The 20,610-nt window shown below is 60.6% G+C and carries 14 protein-coding genes; 5 read left to right on the top strand and 9 right to left on the bottom strand.

Annotation, left to right across the window (positions count from 1 at the left end; all coding sequences use genetic code 11):
• Positions 1–4: 4 nt before the first annotated feature.
• Genes radA through K420_RS0112525 form a run of 3 tightly spaced genes read right to left on the bottom strand, consistent with a single transcriptional unit; the run spans position 5 to position 3,375 of the window.
• Positions 5–1,366 (bottom strand): DNA repair protein RadA, encoded by a 1,362-nt coding sequence (gene radA / locus K420_RS0112535; protein WP_027458369.1) that lies wholly within the window; start codon positions 1,364–1,366, stop codon positions 5–7.
• Positions 1,367–2,476, bottom strand: a complete 1,110-nt coding sequence (gene alr / locus K420_RS0112530) for an alanine racemase (RefSeq protein WP_035854804.1) — start codon at positions 2,474–2,476, stop codon at positions 1,367–1,369.
• Positions 2,473–3,375, bottom strand: a complete 903-nt coding sequence (locus tag K420_RS0112525; RefSeq protein WP_027458367.1) for a LysR family transcriptional regulator — start codon at positions 3,373–3,375, stop codon at positions 2,473–2,475. The genes alr and K420_RS0112525 overlap by 4 nt, the downstream gene beginning before the upstream one ends.
• A gap of 259 nt (positions 3,376–3,634) precedes the next feature.
• Between K420_RS0112525 and lplT the strand changes: the two genes are divergently transcribed.
• Positions 3,635–4,900 carry a lysophospholipid transporter LplT gene (gene lplT / locus K420_RS0112520; protein ID WP_027458366.1) on the top strand — a complete coding sequence of 422 codons (1,266 nt, stop codon included), beginning with the start codon at positions 3,635–3,637 and terminating at the stop codon, positions 4,898–4,900.
• Positions 4,901–5,153: 253 nt separating this feature from the next.
• On the opposite strand, the gene K420_RS21130 is transcribed toward lplT, so the two are convergent.
• Complete coding sequence (locus tag K420_RS21130) at positions 5,154–5,294, bottom strand: hypothetical protein (protein WP_332308170.1); 141 nt, start codon at positions 5,292–5,294, stop codon at positions 5,154–5,156.
• A gap of 212 nt (positions 5,295–5,506) precedes the next feature.
• Here K420_RS21130 and rocD point away from each other — a divergent pair, with 212 nt between their 5' ends.
• From rocD to K420_RS0112495, 4 genes are all read left to right on the top strand, one after another.
• Positions 5,507–7,600 (top strand): ornithine--oxo-acid transaminase, encoded by a 2,094-nt coding sequence (rocD, locus tag K420_RS21080; protein ID WP_084019650.1) that lies wholly within the window; start codon positions 5,507–5,509, stop codon positions 7,598–7,600.
• 98 nt (positions 7,601–7,698) lie between these two features.
• The gene (locus K420_RS0112505) at positions 7,699–9,621 is read left to right on the top strand and encodes a PrkA family serine protein kinase (protein WP_027458365.1); all 1,923 of its coding nucleotides are present in this window, start codon (positions 7,699–7,701) and stop codon (positions 9,619–9,621) included.
• 48 nt (positions 9,622–9,669) lie between these two features.
• Positions 9,670–10,941 (top strand): YeaH/YhbH family protein, encoded by a 1,272-nt coding sequence (locus K420_RS0112500; RefSeq protein ID WP_027458364.1) that lies wholly within the window; start codon positions 9,670–9,672, stop codon positions 10,939–10,941.
• Entirely contained in the window at positions 10,938–12,482 is a 1,545-nt protein-coding gene (locus K420_RS0112495) for a SpoVR family protein (protein WP_027458363.1), read from the top strand. Before K420_RS0112500 ends, K420_RS0112495 begins: the two co-directional genes overlap by 4 nt.
• 953 nt (positions 12,483–13,435) lie before the next feature.
• On the opposite strand, the gene K420_RS20170 is transcribed toward K420_RS0112495, so the two are convergent.
• The 5 genes from K420_RS20170 to K420_RS0112465 form a co-directional block, all read right to left on the bottom strand.
• The gene (locus K420_RS20170; RefSeq protein WP_084019773.1) at positions 13,436–13,693 is read right to left on the bottom strand and encodes a hypothetical protein; all 258 of its coding nucleotides are present in this window, start codon (positions 13,691–13,693) and stop codon (positions 13,436–13,438) included.
• A 90-nt stretch (positions 13,694–13,783) separates the two neighbouring features.
• A complete protein-coding gene (cueR, locus tag K420_RS0112480) occupies positions 13,784–14,191 on the bottom strand; it encodes a Cu(I)-responsive transcriptional regulator (protein WP_027458361.1) in 408 nt (135 codons plus the stop codon).
• 19 nt (positions 14,192–14,210) lie between these two features.
• The gene (locus K420_RS0112475) at positions 14,211–16,619 is read right to left on the bottom strand and encodes a heavy metal translocating P-type ATPase (RefSeq protein WP_051453116.1); all 2,409 of its coding nucleotides are present in this window, start codon (positions 16,617–16,619) and stop codon (positions 14,211–14,213) included.
• 88 nt (positions 16,620–16,707) lie between these two features.
• A complete protein-coding gene (locus K420_RS0112470; RefSeq protein WP_035854801.1) occupies positions 16,708–17,454 on the bottom strand; it encodes an HD-GYP domain-containing protein in 747 nt (248 codons plus the stop codon).
• A gap of 10 nt (positions 17,455–17,464) precedes the next feature.
• A complete protein-coding gene (locus K420_RS0112465) occupies positions 17,465–20,599 on the bottom strand; it encodes an efflux RND transporter permease subunit (RefSeq protein ID WP_027458358.1) in 3,135 nt (1,044 codons plus the stop codon).
• Positions 20,600–20,610 lie beyond the last annotated feature (11 nt).

Here is a 20,610-nt window from a genome sequence, read left to right as displayed (position 1 = left end):
CGGTTTATTCCATGTCGCGCAGCCGCGTCACCGCCTCCTCGACGCGCCGCACGCCAATGACTTCCATGCCGGGGATGGCCTGTTTCGGCCGGTTGGCTTCGGGAATCAGGGCCCGGGTGAAACCGAGCTTGGCAGCCTCCTTCAGGCGTTCCTGGCCGCGCGGCGCCGGGCGGATTTCGCCCGCCAGACCGACCTCACCAAATACAATAAGTTTCGATGGCAATGCCTTGTTTTTTAACGATGATGCAATCGAAAGAATCACTGCCAAGTCGGCGGCCGGCTCGCTGATCTTGACCCCGCCGACCGCATTGACGAAGACATCCTGATCGAAGCAGACGATGCCGGCATGGCGATGCAGTACCGCCAGCAACATGGCCAGACGTTGCGCATCGAGGCCGACCGTCAGGCGACGCGGGTTGCCATGGGCGGTATCGACCAGCGCCTGGATTTCGACGAGCAGCGGCCGCGTTCCTTCCTGGGTGACCAGGATGCAGGAACCCGGCACATCCTGGCCATGCTGCGACAGGAAGAGCGCCGACGGGTTGCTCACCCCCTTCAGCCCGCTTTCGGTCATCGCAAAGACACCCAGTTCGTTCACCGCGCCGAAGCGGTTCTTGAAGGCGCGGACCAGGCGGAAGCTCGAATGCGTGTCACCCTCGAAATAGAGCACGGTATCGACGATGTGCTCCAGCACGCGTGGTCCGGCCAGGGCGCCTTCCTTGGTCACGTGACCGACCAGGATCACCGTGATACCAGTCTGCTTGGCCAGCCGTGTCAGTTGTGCCGCACATTCGCGCACCTGGGCGACCGAGCCCGGTGCGCTGGACAATTGATCGGACCACAGCGTCTGGATCGAGTCGATCACCGCCACCTCGGGCCTCTCGGCCTGCAAGGTGGCCAGGATGCGCTCCAGGTTGATCTCGGCCATCAGCTGCAGGCGCCGGGTATCCAGCCCCAGCCGGCGGGCGCGCAGGGCGACCTGTTCGCCGGATTCCTCGCCGCTGACATAGAGCACCTTGTGCCCGGTGGACAGATGCGACAGCGCCTGGAGCAACAACGTACTCTTGCCGATGCCGGGATCGCCGCCGATCAGCACGACGCCGCCCGCCACCAGACCGCCGCCCAGTGCCCGGTCGAATTCGCCGATGCCGGTCGGGATGCGCTCGGCCTCGCGCGCCTCGATTTCCGACAGGTTCTGCAACTTGGCGGCCGGGGCGAGCGACTCGAAGCGGCTGTTCGGCGTCGATTTTTCCGCTACCGTCTCGACCAGCGTGTTCCAGGCATTGCAACCCGGGCACTGGCCCTGCCATTTCGGGCTCGTCGCACCGCATTCGGTGCAGGCATAAATCGTTTTCGCCTTGGCCATTCAGCGAACGTCCACGTCACTCGCCCCGCCCAGCGAAACCGGCACGCGCGGCGCCAGGGCACAGAACAGCTCGTAGGAAATGGTACCGGCGGCAGTCGCCACTTCGTCGGCCGGCACCTGGCCGGCCAGGCCGTCGCCCCACAGGGTGACCGGCGCGCCGATGCCGGCTTCGGGAATATCGGTGATATCGCAGGCCAGCATGTCCATCGACACCCGGCCGATGGTCCGCGTCCGCCGGCCGAGCACGGCGATCGGCGTGCCGGTCGGCGCATGGCGCGGGTAGCCGTCGGCATAGCCGCACGCCACGACACCGATGCGCATCGGCCGCTCGGCGGTGAAGGTGCCGCCGTAGCCGACCCGCTCGCCGGCCGCCAGTTGCTGCACGCCGATGAGCGCGCTCTCCAGCGCCATCACCGGCTGCAGGCCGAGCTCCTCGGCGGACTGTCCGGCAAAGGGACTGGCGCCATAGAGCATGATGCCGGGGCGCACCCAGTCGCCGTGGGCTTCCGGGTGGCGCAGGATGGCGGCCGAATTACCCAGGCAGACCGGCCCCTCCCAGTCGCCGGCGATGGCACGGAAGCGTTCCATCTGCCACGCCACGCCGCGTTCGCTGTCAGCTTCGGCAAAATGGGTCATCAAGGTGATATCGACCGGCAACTGACGCAGGACGGCAAGTGCCGCGGGCAGGGTTTGCGCGGTGAAACCGAGGCGGTTCATGCCGGTGTTGAGCTTCAGGCAGACGGCGACCGGGGCCGAGAAGGTCGCGTTGCGGACCAGCAGTTCGAGTTGCTCGGCGCAATGGATGACGGTCGTCAGCCGGTGTTCGACGACGGCCCGCACGTCGCGGGCACTGAAAATTCCTTCGAGCAGCAGGATCGGCTGGGTGACGCCCGCTTCGCGCAGGGCGACGGCGTTTTCGCTTTCCAGCATGGCAAAACCGTCGGCCTCGCCACGCAGGGCTTCGACGGCGCGCCACTGGCCATGGCCGTAGGCATTGGCCTTGATGACGGCCCAGGCGCGGGAATTCGGGGCGTATTGTTTGGCGATGCGGTAATTGTGGCGGATGGCCGCCGGGTCGATCCGGGCCCGGATCGGGCGGGAAATCTTCATAAAGCCAGTTCTTTCAGTTTGCGCTTGGCAAAGTCGATGAAGGTCGCAGTCAGGCGCGACTGGAAACGATCCTGCGGATAAACCAGGTAGAGGCTGCGGGTCAGCGGCGGGTTCAATGGAATGGATACCAGCTCGCCCAACTGCAGTTCCTTGTCCACGACGGCACGCGACACGATGGCGAAGCCCAGGCCGGTGGACACGACACCTTTCAGCGCCTCCGGGCTGCCCAGTTCCATCTGCATCTTGAGACTTTCCGGCGCGACATGATGGTGGCGGAAATAGGCATCGGTAATCTCGCGCGTTCCCGAACCCGGCTCGCGCGAAATGAACTCGTAGTCCTCCAGCGCCTTGGGGGTCACGGCCTCCATGCCGGCCAGCGGGTAGTCCGGCGCACAGATGACGCGCAGTTCATCCTCGCAACAGATATGGCTGTTCAGCCCGCCCAGCTTGGCCGGCGCTTCGATCAGCCCGACATCGATGGTGTGCTCGGCGACGCGATTCTCGATGCTCTCCGAATTGGCGACGATCAGGCGCGCCCGAACCTGCGGGTAGAGCGCGTTGAACTCGCCCAGCACGCGCGGCAGCATGAATTCGGCAATGGTCGTGCTGGCGCCGACGAGCAGCGGGCCGCGCATCTCGCCGGTCATTTCCGAGAGCCGCGTTTCCATCTCGTCCGACAGCGCCAGGATCTTTTGCGCATAGGACAGCACCAGTTCACCGGCCGGAGTCAGCGAAATGCTGCCGTGACGCCGTTCGAACAACCGGGTGCTGTACTGCTCTTCCAGTTGCTTGATCTGGAAGGTGACGGCCGGCTGCGTCATGAACAAGGCGTCAGCCGCCCGCGTAAAGCTCAGGTGCTTGGCGACGGCATGGAATACCTGCAAACGCCGATCAGCCATATCGATTCTCCCGGGTGGTGTGCGGCCGATATTTCATCACATTCCGCCGGCTTTCCGGGAAACGCAGCTCGCCCGAAACGAAAAAAAGCCGCTGCCGGCTGCCGGTCAGTCATCCGCCGGTAACGGCGGGGACACACACTACCCCTTCTCGCCACCACGCCCCGGACATGCACAAGACGGCGAACCGCACAAGCCTTGCGCCGATTCCTGAGCGTGGTATAAACCTCGCCCAAAGTCATATATAAGAGACAACATTCTCGTGCCGTTCGGCTTCTACATCATCATGGCCGCGCAGTTTTTTTCCGCGCTGGCCGACAATGCGTTGCTCATCGCCGCCATCGCCGCCCTGCGCGAGATGCAGGCACCGGCCGAATACGAGCCACTGCTCAAGACCTTCTTCACCGTTTCCTACGTCGTCCTCGCCGCCTTCGTCGGCGCCTTTGCCGATTCGATGCCCAAGGGCCGGGTCATGCTGATCAGCAACACGATCAAGATCGTCGGCTGCAGCATGATGTTCTTCGGCGCCCACCCCCTGCTCGCCTACGCTGTCGTCGGCCTGGGTGCCGCCGCCTACTCGCCGGCCAAGTACGGCATCCTCACCGAATACCTGCCGCATCGCCTGCTCGTCGTCGCCAACGGCTGGATCGAAGGCCTGACCGTCGGCGCCATCATCCTTGGCGTGGTCATCGGCGGCATGCTGATCCGGCCGGACATCGCCCAGCACCTGCTGGCGTTCGATTTCCCGCTGCTCGATACCGGCATCGACACGACCGGCGAAATGGCACTCACCGTCGTCGGCGCACTGTACATCCTGGCTGCCATCTTCAACTTATATGTGCCGAATACCGGTGTCGATCACAAACAGCTCAAGAAAAATCCGCTCTTCCTGATCCACGAATTCAACCACTGCCTTGCCCTGCTCTGGCGCGACAAACTGGGCCAGATTTCGCTGGCCGTCACCACGCTGTTCTGGGGCGCCGGTGCGACACTGCAGTTCATCGTCATCAAGTGGGCCGAGGTGGCACTCGGCCTCGGGCTGTCCAAGGCCTCGATGCTGCAGGGCGTCGTCGCCGTGGGCGTTGCGGCCGGGGCAATCATCGCCGCCAAGTACATCACCCTGCGCAAGTCGGTCCGCGTCATCCCGCTCGGTATCGCGATGGGCCTCATCGTGCTGGTCATGAACTTCGTCAACAGCCTGTGGCTGGCCGTACCGCTGCTCATCATCATCGGCGGCCTGTCCGGCTTCTTCGTCGTGCCGATGAACGCCCTGCTCCAGCACCGCGGCCACATCCTGATGGGCGCTGGCCACTCAATCGCTGTACAGAACTTCAACGAGAACATCTCCATCCTGGTGATGACCGGCCTGTACTACCTGATGATCAAGATGGACATGTCGATCTACTGGGTGGTCACCCTGTTCGGCCTCTTCGTCAGCGGCCTGATGTACATGATCCGCCTGCGCCACATTGCCAACCAGGCGATTCAGGACGACGTCCAGCACCTGGATGACTCGGCGCACCACTGATTGGGAGTGATCAAGGCTACTTTACGTAGCGGAAGTTTACATTCGCCCGACAGGTCAGGCCCCGACCCCGCCGCCTCCTGGCCACGATAACAAGCGGTAACTCTGCAATTTCCGACCTTCACATTAGATCAAGCAATCTATCGCCTTAACCTGTGGGCTGCGCCACTGAGCCAACTCGGCGACATTTCAGCTCAACCAGCAGCTTCCTTGAGATCCCATACGGCCTTGGTTTCAAGAATTTGAGGTAAGGCGTCTATATAAAGATAGCAACCAGACGCGGCTCGAAATGCTTTCCGGCATTTTCCTGCAAGTAGGCGAGGATGCGTTCGGTAGGCCACTCGTCTTTGTACGGGCGCTTCATGCTCAAGGCGTCAAACACATCCGCCAACGCCACGATTCGCGCGGACTCCGGAATTCCTTCGCCGGCGAGTCCATCCGGATAACCACTAGCCGTTGCTGTGACTAGCGAATCGATTCAATGGGATTGCTTTTCAGTACAGGCTCCAGTATTGGCCATAACTGCTTAGGAGCAGACCAGCTTTGAAATAGAACTCCTGGTCGCAACCGATTTCAAATATAAAAAGAACAGTTTGATTGGAGTCTCCTATGCCTAGGCTCATCCCTTTAGACCCTGTCATTCGTTGTCTGCTCGTTCCCTCCTCGCTTGGCTTATCGATTGTCGGGAGCGAAGCTGTATTGGAAAAAATAAACATACTTAGCCTAGGTGCGACGCTACGCAATAATGGCCTAGATGCCAAAATAGGGAAGCCAATAAGGCCGTATTTCCCCTGTGCCAAGCCGTTGGCGAATCTCCTTGGTCGGTTGGCCGACAAAACGGAGGCCGCTATTCGCTCCGGAGAACGTCTTTTGGTAATCGGGGGTGATCATTCGATTGCTGTAGGTACTTGGAAAGGTATCGGCCGTGCCTTGGGCTCCATCCCCGGGTTGATATGGATCGATGCCCACCTTGATGCCCATATCCCAGCCACATCGCCCAGCGGTAACGCGCACGGCATGCCTGTCGCAGCCCTGCTCGGCGAGGTCGTGCCTGAGATGACCGATATCACTGGTCCGCCACTCGAACCTGCACGCCTGGTGATCATCGGGGTCCGCAGCTTCGAGGTGGCGGAGTACCGATTGCTAAATCGCCTAGGTGTTCGCATCGTCGATGCCGAAACGGTGGCTGCAAAAGGCGTCGCCACCGTGCTGGCCGAGGCCCGTGCCTGGCTGGGACCCGGTCCTTGGGGCCTGAGCCTGGATATTGACGCCATCGATCCGCTCGCGGCGCCCGGTGTGAATACGCCGGTTGCGGACGGGCTGGCTGCCGGCGAACTGTGCAATACCTTGCGCGGCCTGCTCCGCCAGCGCGATTGCGTCGGCCTCGAAATCGCCGAATACAACCCGCAGCGCGACCCGGATGGCCGCACCGCCCGCCTGATCCATGATCTCGTCGAGGCCGCCGCCGCACCCGACGGCAAGACGCTGCAGCGCTGGGAAAACGGCTTTGGCGCGCGCAACTACGCACCTTTGCCGGTTGTCCTCAGCGCCGGTTCAGGCTGCTGGGTGAGCGATACCGAAGGCCGGCGCTATCTCGACATGATGTCGGCCTATTCCGCCAACAGCTTCGGCCATGCCCACCCGCGCCTGCTCGCCGCGCTGAACGCACAGGCCGGCCGCCTGGCGCTGACCTCGCGCGCCTACTCGAATGACCGCTTGCCGCTGCTCTTGCGCCGCCTGGCCCTGCTTTCCGGCTACGAGCGGGTGCTGCCGGTGAATACCGGGCTGGAAGCGGTGGAAACCGCGCTCAAGGCTGCCCGCAAGTGGGCCTACCAGGTCAAGGGCGTGCCGCCCGGCAAGGCCGAGATCATCGCCTGCCAGGGTAATTTCCACGGCCGTTCCATCGCCATCGTCGGCCTGTCCAGCGAGGCGCAGTACCGCGACGGCTTCGGCCCCTTCCCGCCCGGCCTGAAGACGGTGCCCTTCGCCGATGTCGCCGCGCTGGCCGCCGCCATCACCCCGCATACCGCGGCCTTCCTGGTCGAGCCGATCCAGGGCGAGGGCGGCGTCATCATGCCGCCGCCCGGCTACCTGAGCGCCTGCGCCGCGCTGTGCCGGCGGCATGGCGTGCTGCTCATCGTCGATGAAGTGCAGACCGGGCTGGGCCGCACCGGCAAGCTGTTCGCCTACCAGCACGAGCCGCTTCGCCCCGACGGCATCATCCTCGGCAAGGCGCTCGGCGGCGGCCTGCTGCCGGTGTCCGCCTTCCTCGCCGACGATGCCTTGATGCGCGTATTTACGCCGGGTGACCATGGTTCGACCTTCGGCGGCAATCCGCTGGCAGCGGCCGTCGCGCTGTCCGCCCTCGACCTGCTCGAAGACGAAGGCCTGGTCGAACACGCGGCCCGCCTTGGCGAACACCTGCTGGCCCGGCTCAACGAACTGGCGGCCACGACCCCGGTGGTTCGCGCAGTGCGCGGCAAAGGGCTGTTCGCCGGCATCGAACTGGAGCCGACGCTGGCCGATGCCCGCGACATGGCCGAGCGCCTGCTGCAGCACGGCATCTTGACCAAGGACACGCACACTACCGTGCTGCGCCTGGCGCCGCCGCTGATCATCGACCGGCCGACGCTGGACTGGGCGCTCGACGAAATTACCGTTGTTCTGCGCAACATTTCACACTCGCCGCGCATGATGGCCTGAACGAAATCGGCAAGACCTGCGTCAAACGGGCAAAGAGATCATTGGTTTGCGTTCGCCCGGCCGATCAGGATCGGCCACTTGAGTGGAAGGAGTGCGCCATGTCGATATTCGCCCGCTACCAGGGACGCTACGAGTCGCTGCAGGAAGAGGAGTTGTCCCTGCAGGAATATCTCGAGCTGTGCCGCAACGACAAGTCGGCCTATGCCAGTGTCGCTGAGCGCATGCTGCTCGCCATCGGCGAGCCGGAATTGCTCGATACCCGCAGCGATTCGCGCCTGTCGCGCCTCTTCGCCAACAAGATGCTGAAGATCTACCCCGCTTTCCGCGAGTTCTACGGCATGGAAGAGGTGATCGAGAACATCGTCGCCTACTTCCGCCACGCCGCGCAGGGTCTGGAGGAAAAGAAGCAGATCCTCTACCTGCTCGGCCCGGTGGGCGGCGGCAAGTCCTCGCTGGCCGAACGGCTCAAGCTGCTGATCGAGAAGGTGCCCTTCTACGCCATCAAGGGATCGCCGGTGCACGAATCGCCGCTCGGCCTGTTCAATGTGCATGAGGATGGTGCCATTCTTGAAGAGGATTACGGCATTCCCCGCCACTACCTGGGCACCATCATGAGCCCGTGGGCGGTCAAGCGCCTGCAGGAATTTGGCGGCGACATCACCAAGTTCCGTGTGGTCAAGCTGCGCCCGTCGGTGCTGTCGCAGATCGCCGTGTCGAAGACCGAGCCGGGCGACGAGAACAATCAGGACATCTCCAGCCTGGTTGGCAAGATCGACATCCGCAAGCTGGAAACCTACTCGCAGAACGATCCCGACGCCTATTCCTACTCCGGCGGCCTGTGCCTGGCCAACCGCGGCATCCTTGAGTTCGTCGAGATGTTCAAGGCGCCGATCAAGGTGCTGCACCCGCTGCTCACCGCGACCCAGGAGCAGAACTACAAGGGCACCGAAGGCTTCGGCGCCATCCCCTTCGACGGCCTGATCATGGCCCACTCCAACGAGGCGGAATGGCAGACCTTCAAGAACAACCGCAACAACGAGGCCTTCCTCGACCGCATCTATATCGTCAAGGTGCCGTATTGCCTGCGCGTGACCGAGGAAATGCACATCTACGAGAAGCTGCTGGTCAATTCCTCACTGTCGCATGCCGCCTGCGCGCCCGACACGCTGCGCATGATGGCCCAGTTCTCGACACTGTCCCGCCTCAAGGAACCGGAGAATTCCAGCATCTACAGCAAGATGCGCATCTACGACGGCGAGAACCTCAAGGACACCGACCCCAAGGCCAAGAGCTATCAGGAATACCGCGACTTCGCCGGGGTCGACGAAGGCATGACCGGGCTATCCACCCGCTTCGCCTTCAAGATCCTGTCCAAGGTGTTCAACTTCGACCACCGCGAGGTGGCAGCCAACCCGGTGCACCTGATGTACGTGCTGGAACAACAGATCGAGCAGGAACAGTTCCCGCCCGAGATCGAGGAGCGCTACCTGCGCTACCTGAAGGAATTCCTCAGCCCGCGCTACGCCGAATTCATCGGCAAGGAAATCCAGACCGCCTACCTGGAAAGCTACTCGGAATACGGCCAGAACATCTTCGACCGCTACGTCACCTACGCCGACTTCTGGATCCAGGACCAGGAATTCCGCGATCCGAACACCGGCGAGATGCTCGACCGCGGCGCCCTCAACGACGAACTGGAAAAGATCGAGAAGCCGGCCGGCATCAGCAACCCGAAGGATTTCCGCAACGAGGTGGTCAACTTCGTGCTGCGCGCCCGGGCCAAGAACGATGGCAAGAACCCGGCCTGGACGTCCTACGAGAAGTTGCGGGCGGTGATCGAGAAGAAGATGTTCTCCAACACCGAGGAGCTGCTGCCGGTCATCTCCTTCAGCACCAAGGCCAGCGCCGACGAGCAGAAGAAGCATCAGGAATTCGTCGACCGCATGATCACCAAGGGCTACACGGAAAAACAGGTGCGCCTGCTGTGCGACTGGTACCTGCGCGTTCGCAAGTCGTCCTGACATGACGCGGCCGCCCCCGGCGGGGTGGCTGCGACGGGAGGAATGGGCATGACGGTCCGGATCATCGACCGAAGACTGGACAGCCGGAACAAGAGTTCCATCAACCGGAGCCGTTTCATCCACCGCTTCAAGGGCCAGATTCGCAAGGCGGTGGCCGACGCCATCGCCCGGCGCGGCATCCGCGACCTGGAAAATGGCGAGAAGATCGGCATTCCGGGGCGGGACATCTCCGAACCGCAATTCCGCATCGGCCAGGGCGGCGTGCGCGACATCGTGCATCCGGGCAACGACCGCTTCCACCGCGGCGACGAGGTGGAGCGCCCGCTCGGCGGCGGCGCCGGCCAGGGGCGGGGGGCGGCCAGCCCGGATGGCGAGGGGATGGACGATTTCGTCTTCACGCTGACTCGCGACGAGTTCCTCGACATCTTCTTCGACGAACTGGCGCTACCCAACCTGGTCAAGCGCCAGCTGGCCCGCATCGACGACTACAAGCGCGTGCGTGCCGGTTACACGCAGAGCGGCGTGCCGACCAATATCAATCTGGTGCGCACCATGCGCGGTGCGGCCGGGCGGCGGATTGCCGTCGGCGGACCGCATGGCACCCGGCTACGCCACTTGCTGGCCGAGCTGGACGCTGCCCGCCAGGAAACCCCGCCTGACGACGAGGAAATCGTGCGTCTGGAACGCGAAATCGCCTGCCTGCGCGCCCGCATGGAGGCCATTCCCTTCATCGACCCCTTCGACCTGCGCTACAGCAACCGGATCCGCATTCCGCAGCCATCGACGCAAGCCGTGATGTTTTGCCTGATGGATGTTTCCGGATCGATGGACGAAGCCAAGAAGCAGATGGCCAAGCGTTTCTTCATGCTGCTCTACCTGTTCCTGAACCGGAACTACGAGCGCATCGAGGTCGTCTTCATCCGCCACCACACGCTGGCCGAGGAAGTGGACGAAGACACCTTCTTCCACGCCCGCGAAACCGGCGGCACGGTGGTGTCCACCGCCTTGCAGCTGATGCGCGACATCATTCGCCAGCGCTACGCGAGCAGCGCCTGGAACATCTACGGTGCCCAGGCCTCGGACGGCGACAACTGGAACGACGATTCGCCGCGCTGCCGGGAATTGCTGGCCGACGGCATCCTGCCCAGCGTGCAGTATTTCGCCTACATCGAAATCGCCGACAGCGAACCACAGAACCTGTGGCGCGAATACGAGCAGTTGCTGGCCAGCCATCCCGGCCACTTCGCCATGCAGCGCATTGCAGCGGCCAGCGACATCTACCCGGTGTTCCGCGAACTGTTCAGGAGGCGGATGGCATGAAGAAGAAAAAGCCCCGCCTGATCGCCGAAGGCTCCGACTGGACGATCGAAGCCATCGCCCGCTACGACGCCGAGATCGGCCGCGTCGCGAAGGACTACGGCCTCGACACCTACCGCCACCAGCTCGAGATCATCACTGCCGAGCAGATGATGGATGCCTACGCCGCCATCGGCATGCCGGTCTATTACCACCATTGGTCCTTCGGCAAGCACTTCCTGGAAACCGAGAACCGCTACAAGCGCGGCCACATGGGGCTGGCCTACGAGATCGTGATCAATTCCGACCCGTGCATCGCCTACCTGATGGAGGAAAACACGCTGACCATGCAGGCCCTGGTCATCGCCCACGCCGCCTACGGCCACAACTCTTTCTTCAAGGGCAACCACCTGTTCAAGCAATGGACCAGCGCCGACGCCATCATCGACTACCTGGTCTTCGCCCGTGATTACATCGCCGAATGCGAGGAGCGCCATGGTGCCGAGGCGGTCGAGGAACTGATCGACGCCTGCCATGCGCTGTCCAACGTCGGCGTGGACCGCTACAAGCGCTCGCCGCCCCGTTCGCTGGCCCGCGAGAAGGAGCGCCAGCGCGAGCGGGAAGCCTACCTGCAGTCGCAGATCAACGAGCTGTGGCGCACGCTGCCGCACCACGACGCCGATCCGGCCGCCGCCAGCGAAGAGCGCTTCCCGGCGGAACCCGAGGAAAACCTGCTCTACTTCATCGAAAAGCACGCACCACTGCTCGAACCCTGGCAGCGGGAGATCATCCGCATCGTGCGCAAGATCCACCAGTACTTCTACCCGCAGCGCCAGACACAGGTCATGAACGAGGGCTGGGCCACCTACTGGCACTACACGCTGCTGCAGACCTTGTACGACGAAGGCAAGGTGTCGGACGGCTTCATGATGGAATTCCTGCATTCCCACACCAATGTGGTCTATCAGCCGCCCTACAACAGCAATTGGTATAGCGGCATCAACCCCTACGCGCTGGGTTTTGCCATGTGGACGGATATCCGCCGCATCTGCGAGAAACCGACCGACGAAGACCGTCACTGGTTCCCTGAAATCGCCGGTTCCGACTGGCGGGACACCTTCAATTTCGCGATGCACAATTTCAAGGACGAGAGCTTCATTGCCCAATACCTCTCGCCCAAGCTAATGCGCGAATTCCGCTTCTTTGCGATCCGCGACGACGACAGCCGGCAACGCCTCAGCATCGACGCCATTCACGACGAACCTGGTTACCGCGAACTGCGCCTCAAGCTTGCCGAACAATACAATCTTGGTAGCAGCGACCCCAACATCCAAGTTTGGAATGTTGACCGCCGTGGCGACCGCTCGCTGACGCTACGCTACTTTAATCATCAGCGGCGCCCATTGTCCTCCAGCCACGAAACCGTTCTCGAGCATGTGGCCCGCTTATGGGGCTTCGCCGTCCGCCTCGAACAGCAAACCCCAATTAGCGGTGAGTGGAATGTAATCGCCGAGCGCAAGCATGAGCGACGAAAGGCAGGAGCGTACACGCTTGCCGGGATTTAACGATTTGCAAAAATACATCCAATCTGTTTTTCATAAATAGCCACCGTACAGTGCTGGTAATTTTTCTAAACTTTTCATCGGCTAACTGCGTCGTTTAACGCTCAAGCTTCAAGTTCAGACAGGTGCAAAAATTGGCAGACTGCTTAAGAACTTTGTCTTAACTGCGTTCTGGCTAATGGAGAATCCTGTGAGGATCAAATCCAAGAAATATCCGGATCGAGATACCTCTCGAACGTGACAAGACCGAATTTTTCGATGCGGTCGCTGGCGGGCATAAGCAGTTCATTGCTAACGATGGGAATGGCGCCGACGAAAGCAGCTACATTTGGCCACGCAATAGCTGACCGTACTATGGCGTCAGACATCAATAGGGCGCCCCATTAACCGGCAGGGAAGCACCACCTTACTGCCTTCTACATAGAAAGCTTTGAAGTCTGCTTTGCCCTAGAGATTTCGGAGCAGACTGAAATCTAGCCAGTGTGTCGCGGCTGTGCGAGTACATTTTCCGTGCGGCCGCTTTTGGGCATCAGGTTGTACGCGGGCTGCCGGCCAGGAGCAGAAGTTCAGCCTAAACCAACAAAATGGCCGCTTTCTAAAGATTTGCGGCCACTCATTGAGTTGACCGCCTAGCTCTGGGAGTGCCCGAAAAACCAAGAGCCAAAAATCAGTCACTGTGAATGATTATGGCCTTGACCGCATCTATCGGGCCGACATCGTGCCAATGCTCGCTCTTTTTCTCCGCAGGAGGAACCTCCTGGCAACCATGATTGCATTCCACCACCCAGCGGCGCATTAGGAAGTTTCTACAAAACCTAAAGCTAATCGCTCTGTGGTCACAGCCAACTGCCTCCGCAAGTAACTTGCAGGCGCAGTGGCTACCGTGGCGGGTCGTGTCGAAATCGAGCATTTGAAATGATTGGCGGCTCCTGAGAGCCGCCAGATTGGAGCAGAAGCTACTTCATGTCTCGCGGGTGGTAATGCTTCGACGTGTCCTTGGCTGGATTTTTCTTGGTCGGTTCAGCAGGTTGCGCATTCTGCGGCACCCCAGTTTTCTCCTGAACATGCGAATGGGGCTTTGACGCTTGAGATGGTGCCGCCTTCTCGGCTTTTAACTCGGCAGCCGGAGCTGCTTTTTCTTCAGCGTAAGTGCTCGTTGAGAGAGCGGCGATAGCAGCCAGAATCATGGCGGGAAGCAGGTTTCGCAGTTTCATGGTCATTCTCCTCAAACTGTTGAACAAGGTTGTCCTGTTTTGACAATTTCAGTGTGCGCTTTGCAAACCGTCGAGGAGGTGACGCCCAGATTACATTCGCGTCAGGTTCCCTGCCCCCGCCAGATTGTCCAGAATAGGACAATCCGGTCGCTCGTCACCGTGGCAGCAATCCACGAGGTGAGAGAGGGCGTTTTTCATCGATTGGAGTTCTTCAAGCTTCCTGTCCAGGAAATCCAGATGTTGCCGAGCGACAGCCTTAACTTCGCGGCTAGGGCGAGTTTTGTCCTGCCAAAGACTGACTAGGCCCCTAATTTCCTCTATCGAGAAACCCAAATCACGAGAACGCCGAATGAATTGCAAGGTGCGGATGTCCTTTTCGCCGTACAAGCGATAGCCAGCGTCGGTTCGGCTGGCTGGCGGCAACAGCCCAACACTCTCGTAGTGCCGAATCATCTTGGCCGATACACCGGAGGCCTTGGCCGCTGCGCCGATATTCATTCCACTCTCCCATCCACGCTCATATGGTTGCGGCACCCCGCCAACGGCGCAGGAGCAATGCATTGGTGACCACACTAACACTGCTGAAGGCCATCGCCGCACCGGCAATCACCGGATTCAGCATACCCAGCGCGGCGAGGGGAATGCCCAGCACGTTGTAGGCAAAAGCCCAGAACAAGCCCTGCTTGATTTTGCTATAAGTACGCCGCGAAACATCGAAGGAATCGGCAACCAGGCGCGGGTCCCCTCGCATCAGGGTGATGCCCGCCGCTTCCATGGCCACATCGGTGCCAGTCGACATGCTCAGCCCAACGTCGGCAGCGACCAAGCTAGGCGCATCATTCAGACCATCGCCGACCATGGCGACAACGTATCCCTGAGCACGAAGCTCCTGGACGATGTTCGCCTTGTCCCCGGGCAGCAATTCGGCACGCACTTCATCGATGCCGAGTTCTTTGGCCACGACCAGGGCACTACCTTGATTATCCCCGGTCAGCATCACCGTCTTGATACCAAGTTTGCGCAACCGGGCGACGGCCAGGTGGGAGGCTGGCTTGACGGTGTCGCCAAAGGCGAGAAGTCCCAGCAACTCAGCGGTATTGTCCTTTTGGCACAGCAACCACGAAATTGTCTTGCCCTCGCTTTCGAGTGCCGAGGCAACGGCCGCTAGTTTGCCTGGAGCTACGCCGAGCTCCTGCATCAGACGGGAGCTTCCGAGGAGCATCAATTCGCCATCTAGCAGGGCTTGAATGCCACGTCCGGGCAAAGCTTTGGCTTCGCTGACAACTGGCAGAGAGAGGCCAAGTTCACGCACCTTTTCCATGACCGCATGAGCCAACGGGTGTTCACTAGTTTGTTGCAGCGAGCCGGCAATCCGCAATACCGCTTCTTTGGGGACGCCATCGACTGATTCAAAGGCCACCAGGGATGGCTTTCCTTCGGTGAGCGTACCGGTCTTATCAAAGGCCACGGCAGTCACCGAGTGTGCCAGTTCAAGTGCCTCGGCATCCTTGATGAGGATGCCTTGGCCTGCGGCCACGCCCGTGCCAGCCATGATGGCGGTCGGGGTGGCCAGACCCAAGGCGCATGGACATGCAATGACGAGAACGGCAACGGCATTGATAAGCGCTTCTTCCCAATTCCCGGCATATAGCATCCAGCCAACAAAGGTAACCAATGCAATCGCCAGTACGGCCGGCACAAAGACTGCACTGACCTGGTCAACAATCCGCTGTATGGGCGCTTTGGCCGCCTGGGCCGACTCCACCATACGAATGATGCGGGCCAGTGTTGTCTCGGCACCGATTGCCGCCGTTCGGACGCGCAGCAATCCTTCGCCATTCACTGAGCCGCCGGTCACCCTATCCCCGACACGCTTCGAAACCGGCAGGCTCTCGCCGGTGATGAGCGCCTCATCGGCATGGCTTTCCCCACTGACTACTTCACCATCCACGGCAATACGCTCTCCTGGACGGATAACGACGAGGTCGCCAATGGCCAGTTGCTCGACCGGCATCGAAACCTCCTGGCCGTCGACTAAGACGCGGGCAACGCTAGGACGAAGTGCATTCAGCGCCCGAATGGCATCGGCCGTCTGCCGTTTGGCTCGTGCTTCCAGCCACTTGCCCAAGAGAACCAGCGTAATGACCGCAGCGGAGGCTTCAAAGTAGAGATGGAGGCCATGACCCCCGCCGTTCTGAATCAGTTGATACGCTGAGAGACCGAAAGCGGCACTAGTGCCGAGGGCGACTAGCAAGTCCATGTTGCCTGCGCGGGCCTTGACCGCCTTCCAGCCAGACAGATAAAAACGCCAACCCAGCCAGAACTGAACAGGGGTTGCCAGCACCATCTGCGCCCAGCCATTCAGCATCCATTCGACCCCGAAGAACTGAGCCAGCATTGGCGCTATCAGAGGCAGAGTCAGTATCGTACTGGCGGCAATCGGCCACCACTCGGGGAGCCGGGCAGAGGTGGCTTCCGGCTGTTGGGTAGCGACCGGATGCGCGGTGTATCCGGCTTTGGTTATGGCGGCCTGTAACTCGGAAAATGCCACCCTCGATAGCGCTTCTACGGTTGCCTTTTCCGTTGCGAGATTGACTGAGGCTGTTAGCACCCCTGGAAGCTTGAGCAAGGCCTTCTCGACCCGTCCCACACAAGAGGCACAACTCATGCCGTCAATCTGAAACTCGATGGTTTGTGTTGCCACCTCGTATCCGGCGTTGCGAACAGCTGCAGCCAACTCCGCTACTTGAACTTCTGGCGTCGTTTTCAACGACACCTCTTCTGTCGCCAGATTTACGCTGACATCTATCACACCGGTGAGTTGTCGGAGTGCCTTTTCGACGCGTGCGACGCAGGAGGCACAATTCATCCCACGAATATCAAACTGGCGTTCGATGGGGAAACTGAAATCTGATGAGGCGGACATTGGAATCTCCTTGGGGTTGCCATGGAGCTATGCTGAAGCTTCCAACCATGGGAAGGTCAACCGCTTTAAAAGGATATTTTGCGCTGGCCTAAATTCCCTCCGGATGACTGCATTTGATGGCGACCATGTCCCGAAGTGCCTTTTCTTCTGCCAGGAATAGTTTGACCGCCAAGGGGTCGAACTGGCTACCCGCCATACTCCGGATTTCCTCCTTGGCTCTATCAAACGAGAGACCCTGTCGATATGAGCGGTCCGAGGTCATGGCATCCAGCGTGTCAATCACTGCAAATAGCCTGGCGCCGATGGGAATTTCCTCGCCTCGCAAACCTCGTGGATAGCCTAAACCATCGAATCGCTCTTCATGGCTCCGAACCAATTCGGCAGCAACCTCGAGGCCGGGCAACTGGCTGACAATGGAGTACCCCAACTCGACATGGTGGCGCATGGTGAGCCACTCCTCGGCGGTCAGCACGCCAGTTTTCAGAAGAATGCGCTCAGGAATGCCAATTTTTCCGATGTCGTGAAGTAAGGCACCCCAGTAAATTTGGCGGAGCTCTTCAGCATCGGAAATGATTCGGCGGGCCAGTACCAGCGTGTGGCAGGCGCTTCGCCGAGAGTGCAATCCTGTTTCTAGTTCTCGCAGGTCCAGTGTTCGGACAAGTGCCTCCACGAACCCTGAGTAAAGCCCAGCCAAATCGAGAGTCGGCTTGTGACCGATGCACCGGTCCAGCAGGCAGCCTTCACAGCAGTCACAATGCTCCTCTCGAAGGTACAACCGCTCCTTGTCGCTAGTACCGCAGTGTGCGCAGGTCGGAGAGGCTGTACTTGAGCTCATGATGTACTCGTCAAGCTTCCAGGTTCCTGGAAAGCCGCCACTGCTTAACCAGTGCGTAGATGGCGGGGATGACGGCCAACGTCAGAACGGTCGAGGAAATCATGCCACCTACCATTGGGGCGGCAATCCGGCTCATCACCTCGGAGCCGGTACCTGTTCCCCACATGATGGGCAGCAAGCCCGCCATGATGGCGACGACGGTCATCATCTTCGGCCGAACACGCTCCACCGCACCTTCCATAATGGCTTCGTAAAGGTCAGCCACACTAGGTGTTTTACCCTCAGCGCGCCGCTTGGCCTTCAACGCTTCCCAGGCATGATCGAGATAGATGAGCATCACGACGCCGGTTTCCGCCGCCACGCCAGCCAGCGCAATGAAGCCTACGGCAACTGCCACCGAGAGGTTGTAGCCGAGCAGCCACATCAGCCAGATACCGCCGACCAGCGCGAAGGGCACCGACAGCATCACGATGAAGGTTTCGGTCAGGCGCCGGAAGTTGAGGTAGAGCAACAGGAAAATGATGAGCAGCGTGACAGGCACGACAATCTTCATTTTCTCGATAGCTCGCTCCATCGACTCGAACTGGCCGCTCCAGGTGGCGTAATAGCCCGGCGGGAATTTCACCTTCTCGGCGACAGCCTTCTTCGCATCAGCCACGTAGCCACCGATGTCGCGGTCGCGGATGTCGACGAAAATATAAGCGGAAAGCAGCGCATTCTCGGTCCGGATGCCCGGCGTCCCCTTGGCGACCTCAACCTTGGCCAGTTGCCCCAACGGAATCATTGCCCCATCCATGGTAGGCACCAGCACCTGCTGCGAAATCTGCTGCGGGTCGGAGCGCAGTTCGCGCGGATAGCGCACAGTGACCCCGAATCGCTCACGGCCTTCGACGGTCGTGGTCACCATCTCGCCACCCAGTGCTTGTCCAATCACCTCCTGAACGTCGCCGACAGCCAACCCGTAGCGGGCCAACTGGGCGCGGTCCGGTTCGATATTGAGGTAGTAACCCCCGGTGATGCGCTCGGCAAAGGCGGAAGTCGTGCCCGGCACCTCCTTCACCACCGTTTCGATTTCCCGGGCCAAGCGTTCCATTTCGTTGAGGTCCTTGCCAAAGACCTTGATGCCGATGGGCGTCCGTATGCCGGTCGACAGCATGTCGATACGAGCCTTGATGGGCATCGTCCAAGCATTCGACACACCAGGGAACTGCAATGCCTTGTCCATCTCGGCAATCAGCTTGTCGATGGTCATCCCGGAGCGCCACTCGGATTCCGGCTTGAGGTTGATGACCGTCTCGAACATTTCGGTCGGCGCCGGGTCGGTGGCCGTATTGGCCCGCCCTGCCTTGCCGTAAACCGAGGCGACCTCGGGGAAGCTCTTAATGATTTTGTTCTGGGTTTGGAGGAGTTCGGCCGCCTTGGTAATCGACATGCCTGGCAGGGAGGCCGGCATGTAGAACAAAGTACCCTCATTCAGGGTCGGCATGAACTCGGAGCCCAGCTTGCTGGCTGGATAAATGGATACCACCAACGCCACCAGAGCCGCAACGATGGTCGCTTTCTTCCAGCGCATGACCCAGGCAATGATGGGTCGGTAGCCCAAGATGAGGAAACGATTCACCGGGTTCTTGGCCTCGGGCATGATTTTGCCGCGAATAAACAGCATCATCAGCACGGGCACCAGTGTCACCGAGAGCAAGGCTGCGCCGGCCATCGAGAAGGTCTTTGTGTAAGCCAGCGGCGAGAACAGGCGACCTTCCTGCGCCTCCAGTGTGAATACCGGCAGGAAGGACACCGTGATGATGAGCAGCGAGAAGAACAGCGCGGGGCCAACTTCCTTACACGCGGCAATCATCGCCTCGACCCGCTCGCTGTGGCTGTGATTTTCCGGCAAGCGTTCGATGTGCTTATGAGCGTTCTCAATCATCACGATGGCCGCATCAATCATCGCGCCAATGGCGATGGCAATGCCGCCCAGACTCATTAGGTTGGAGTTCATGCCCAACAGGCGCATGGCAATGAAGGCCATCAGCACGCCGACCGGCAGCATCAGGATGGCGACCAGGGCGCTACGCAAATGGAGCAGGAACACTATGCAGACTAGGGCAACGATGAGGCTTTCCTCGGCCAGGGTGCGAGTCAGCGTATCGATGGCACGGTGAATCAGCTCGGAGCGGTCGTAGACTGTCTCGATGGTGACGCCTTCAGGCAGGCCAGCCGAGATTTCACCAATCTTCTCCTTCAGGTTATGGATAACTTCCAAAGCGTTCTGACCGTAACGGGCCATGGCGATGCCGGAAACCACCTCGCCTTCGCCATTGAGTTCGGTCAGGCCGCGACGCTCATCCGGGGCTAGCTCGACGCGCGCAATATCGCGTACCAGCACCGGCGTGCCCTTGTCCGATTTCACGACGAGATTTTCGATGTCACCGGCACCGCGCAGATAACCCTTGCCGCGCACCATATATTCGGTTTCGGCCATCTCGACGACCCGACCGCCAACATCGCGGTTGGAGTCGCGGATAACCTGCGAGACCTTGGCCAGCGGAATGCCGTAGGCGCGCAGTTTCACCGGGTCGACAGTGACCTGGTAGGTCTGGACGAAGCCACCGATGGAGGCAACTTCTGCCACGCCATGCGCCTTGGTCAGTTGATAGCGCAGATACCAGTCCTGGAGCGTGCGTAGTTCGGCCAGCGTCTTGTCCTTGGCCAGGACAGCATATTGATAGACCCAGCCAACGCCAGTCGCATCCGGGCCGATTTGCGGCGTGACACCTTTGGGCATGCGACCAGCCGCGAAATTGAGATACTCGAGAACGCGCGAGCGCGCCCAGTAGATGTCCGTGCCGTCCTCGAAGATGATGTAGACAAACGAAGCGCCGAAGAACGAGAAGCCACGAACCACTTTGGATTTCGGCACCGACAGCATCGATGTCGTCAGCGGATAGGTGACCTGGTCCTCGACCACCTGCGGCGCCTGGCCGGGATACTCGGTGTAGACGATAACCTGGACGTCGGAGAGGTCGGGGAGTGCATCCAGGGGCGTGCGCATGACCGCCACAACACCAGCGACGATGACAAACAAGGTGGCAAGCAGGACGAGGAACCGGTTGCGTCCCGACCATTCGATGATTTTGGCCAACATCGGGATAGTCT

Origin of the sequence: Dechloromonas agitata is5 (assembly GCF_000519045.1) — a bacterium.
GTDB lineage: Bacteria > Pseudomonadota > Gammaproteobacteria > Burkholderiales > Rhodocyclaceae > Azonexus > Azonexus agitatus.
Note: the sequence above shows the minus strand (reverse complement) of the source record. Positions and strands in the feature narration are given on the sequence as shown.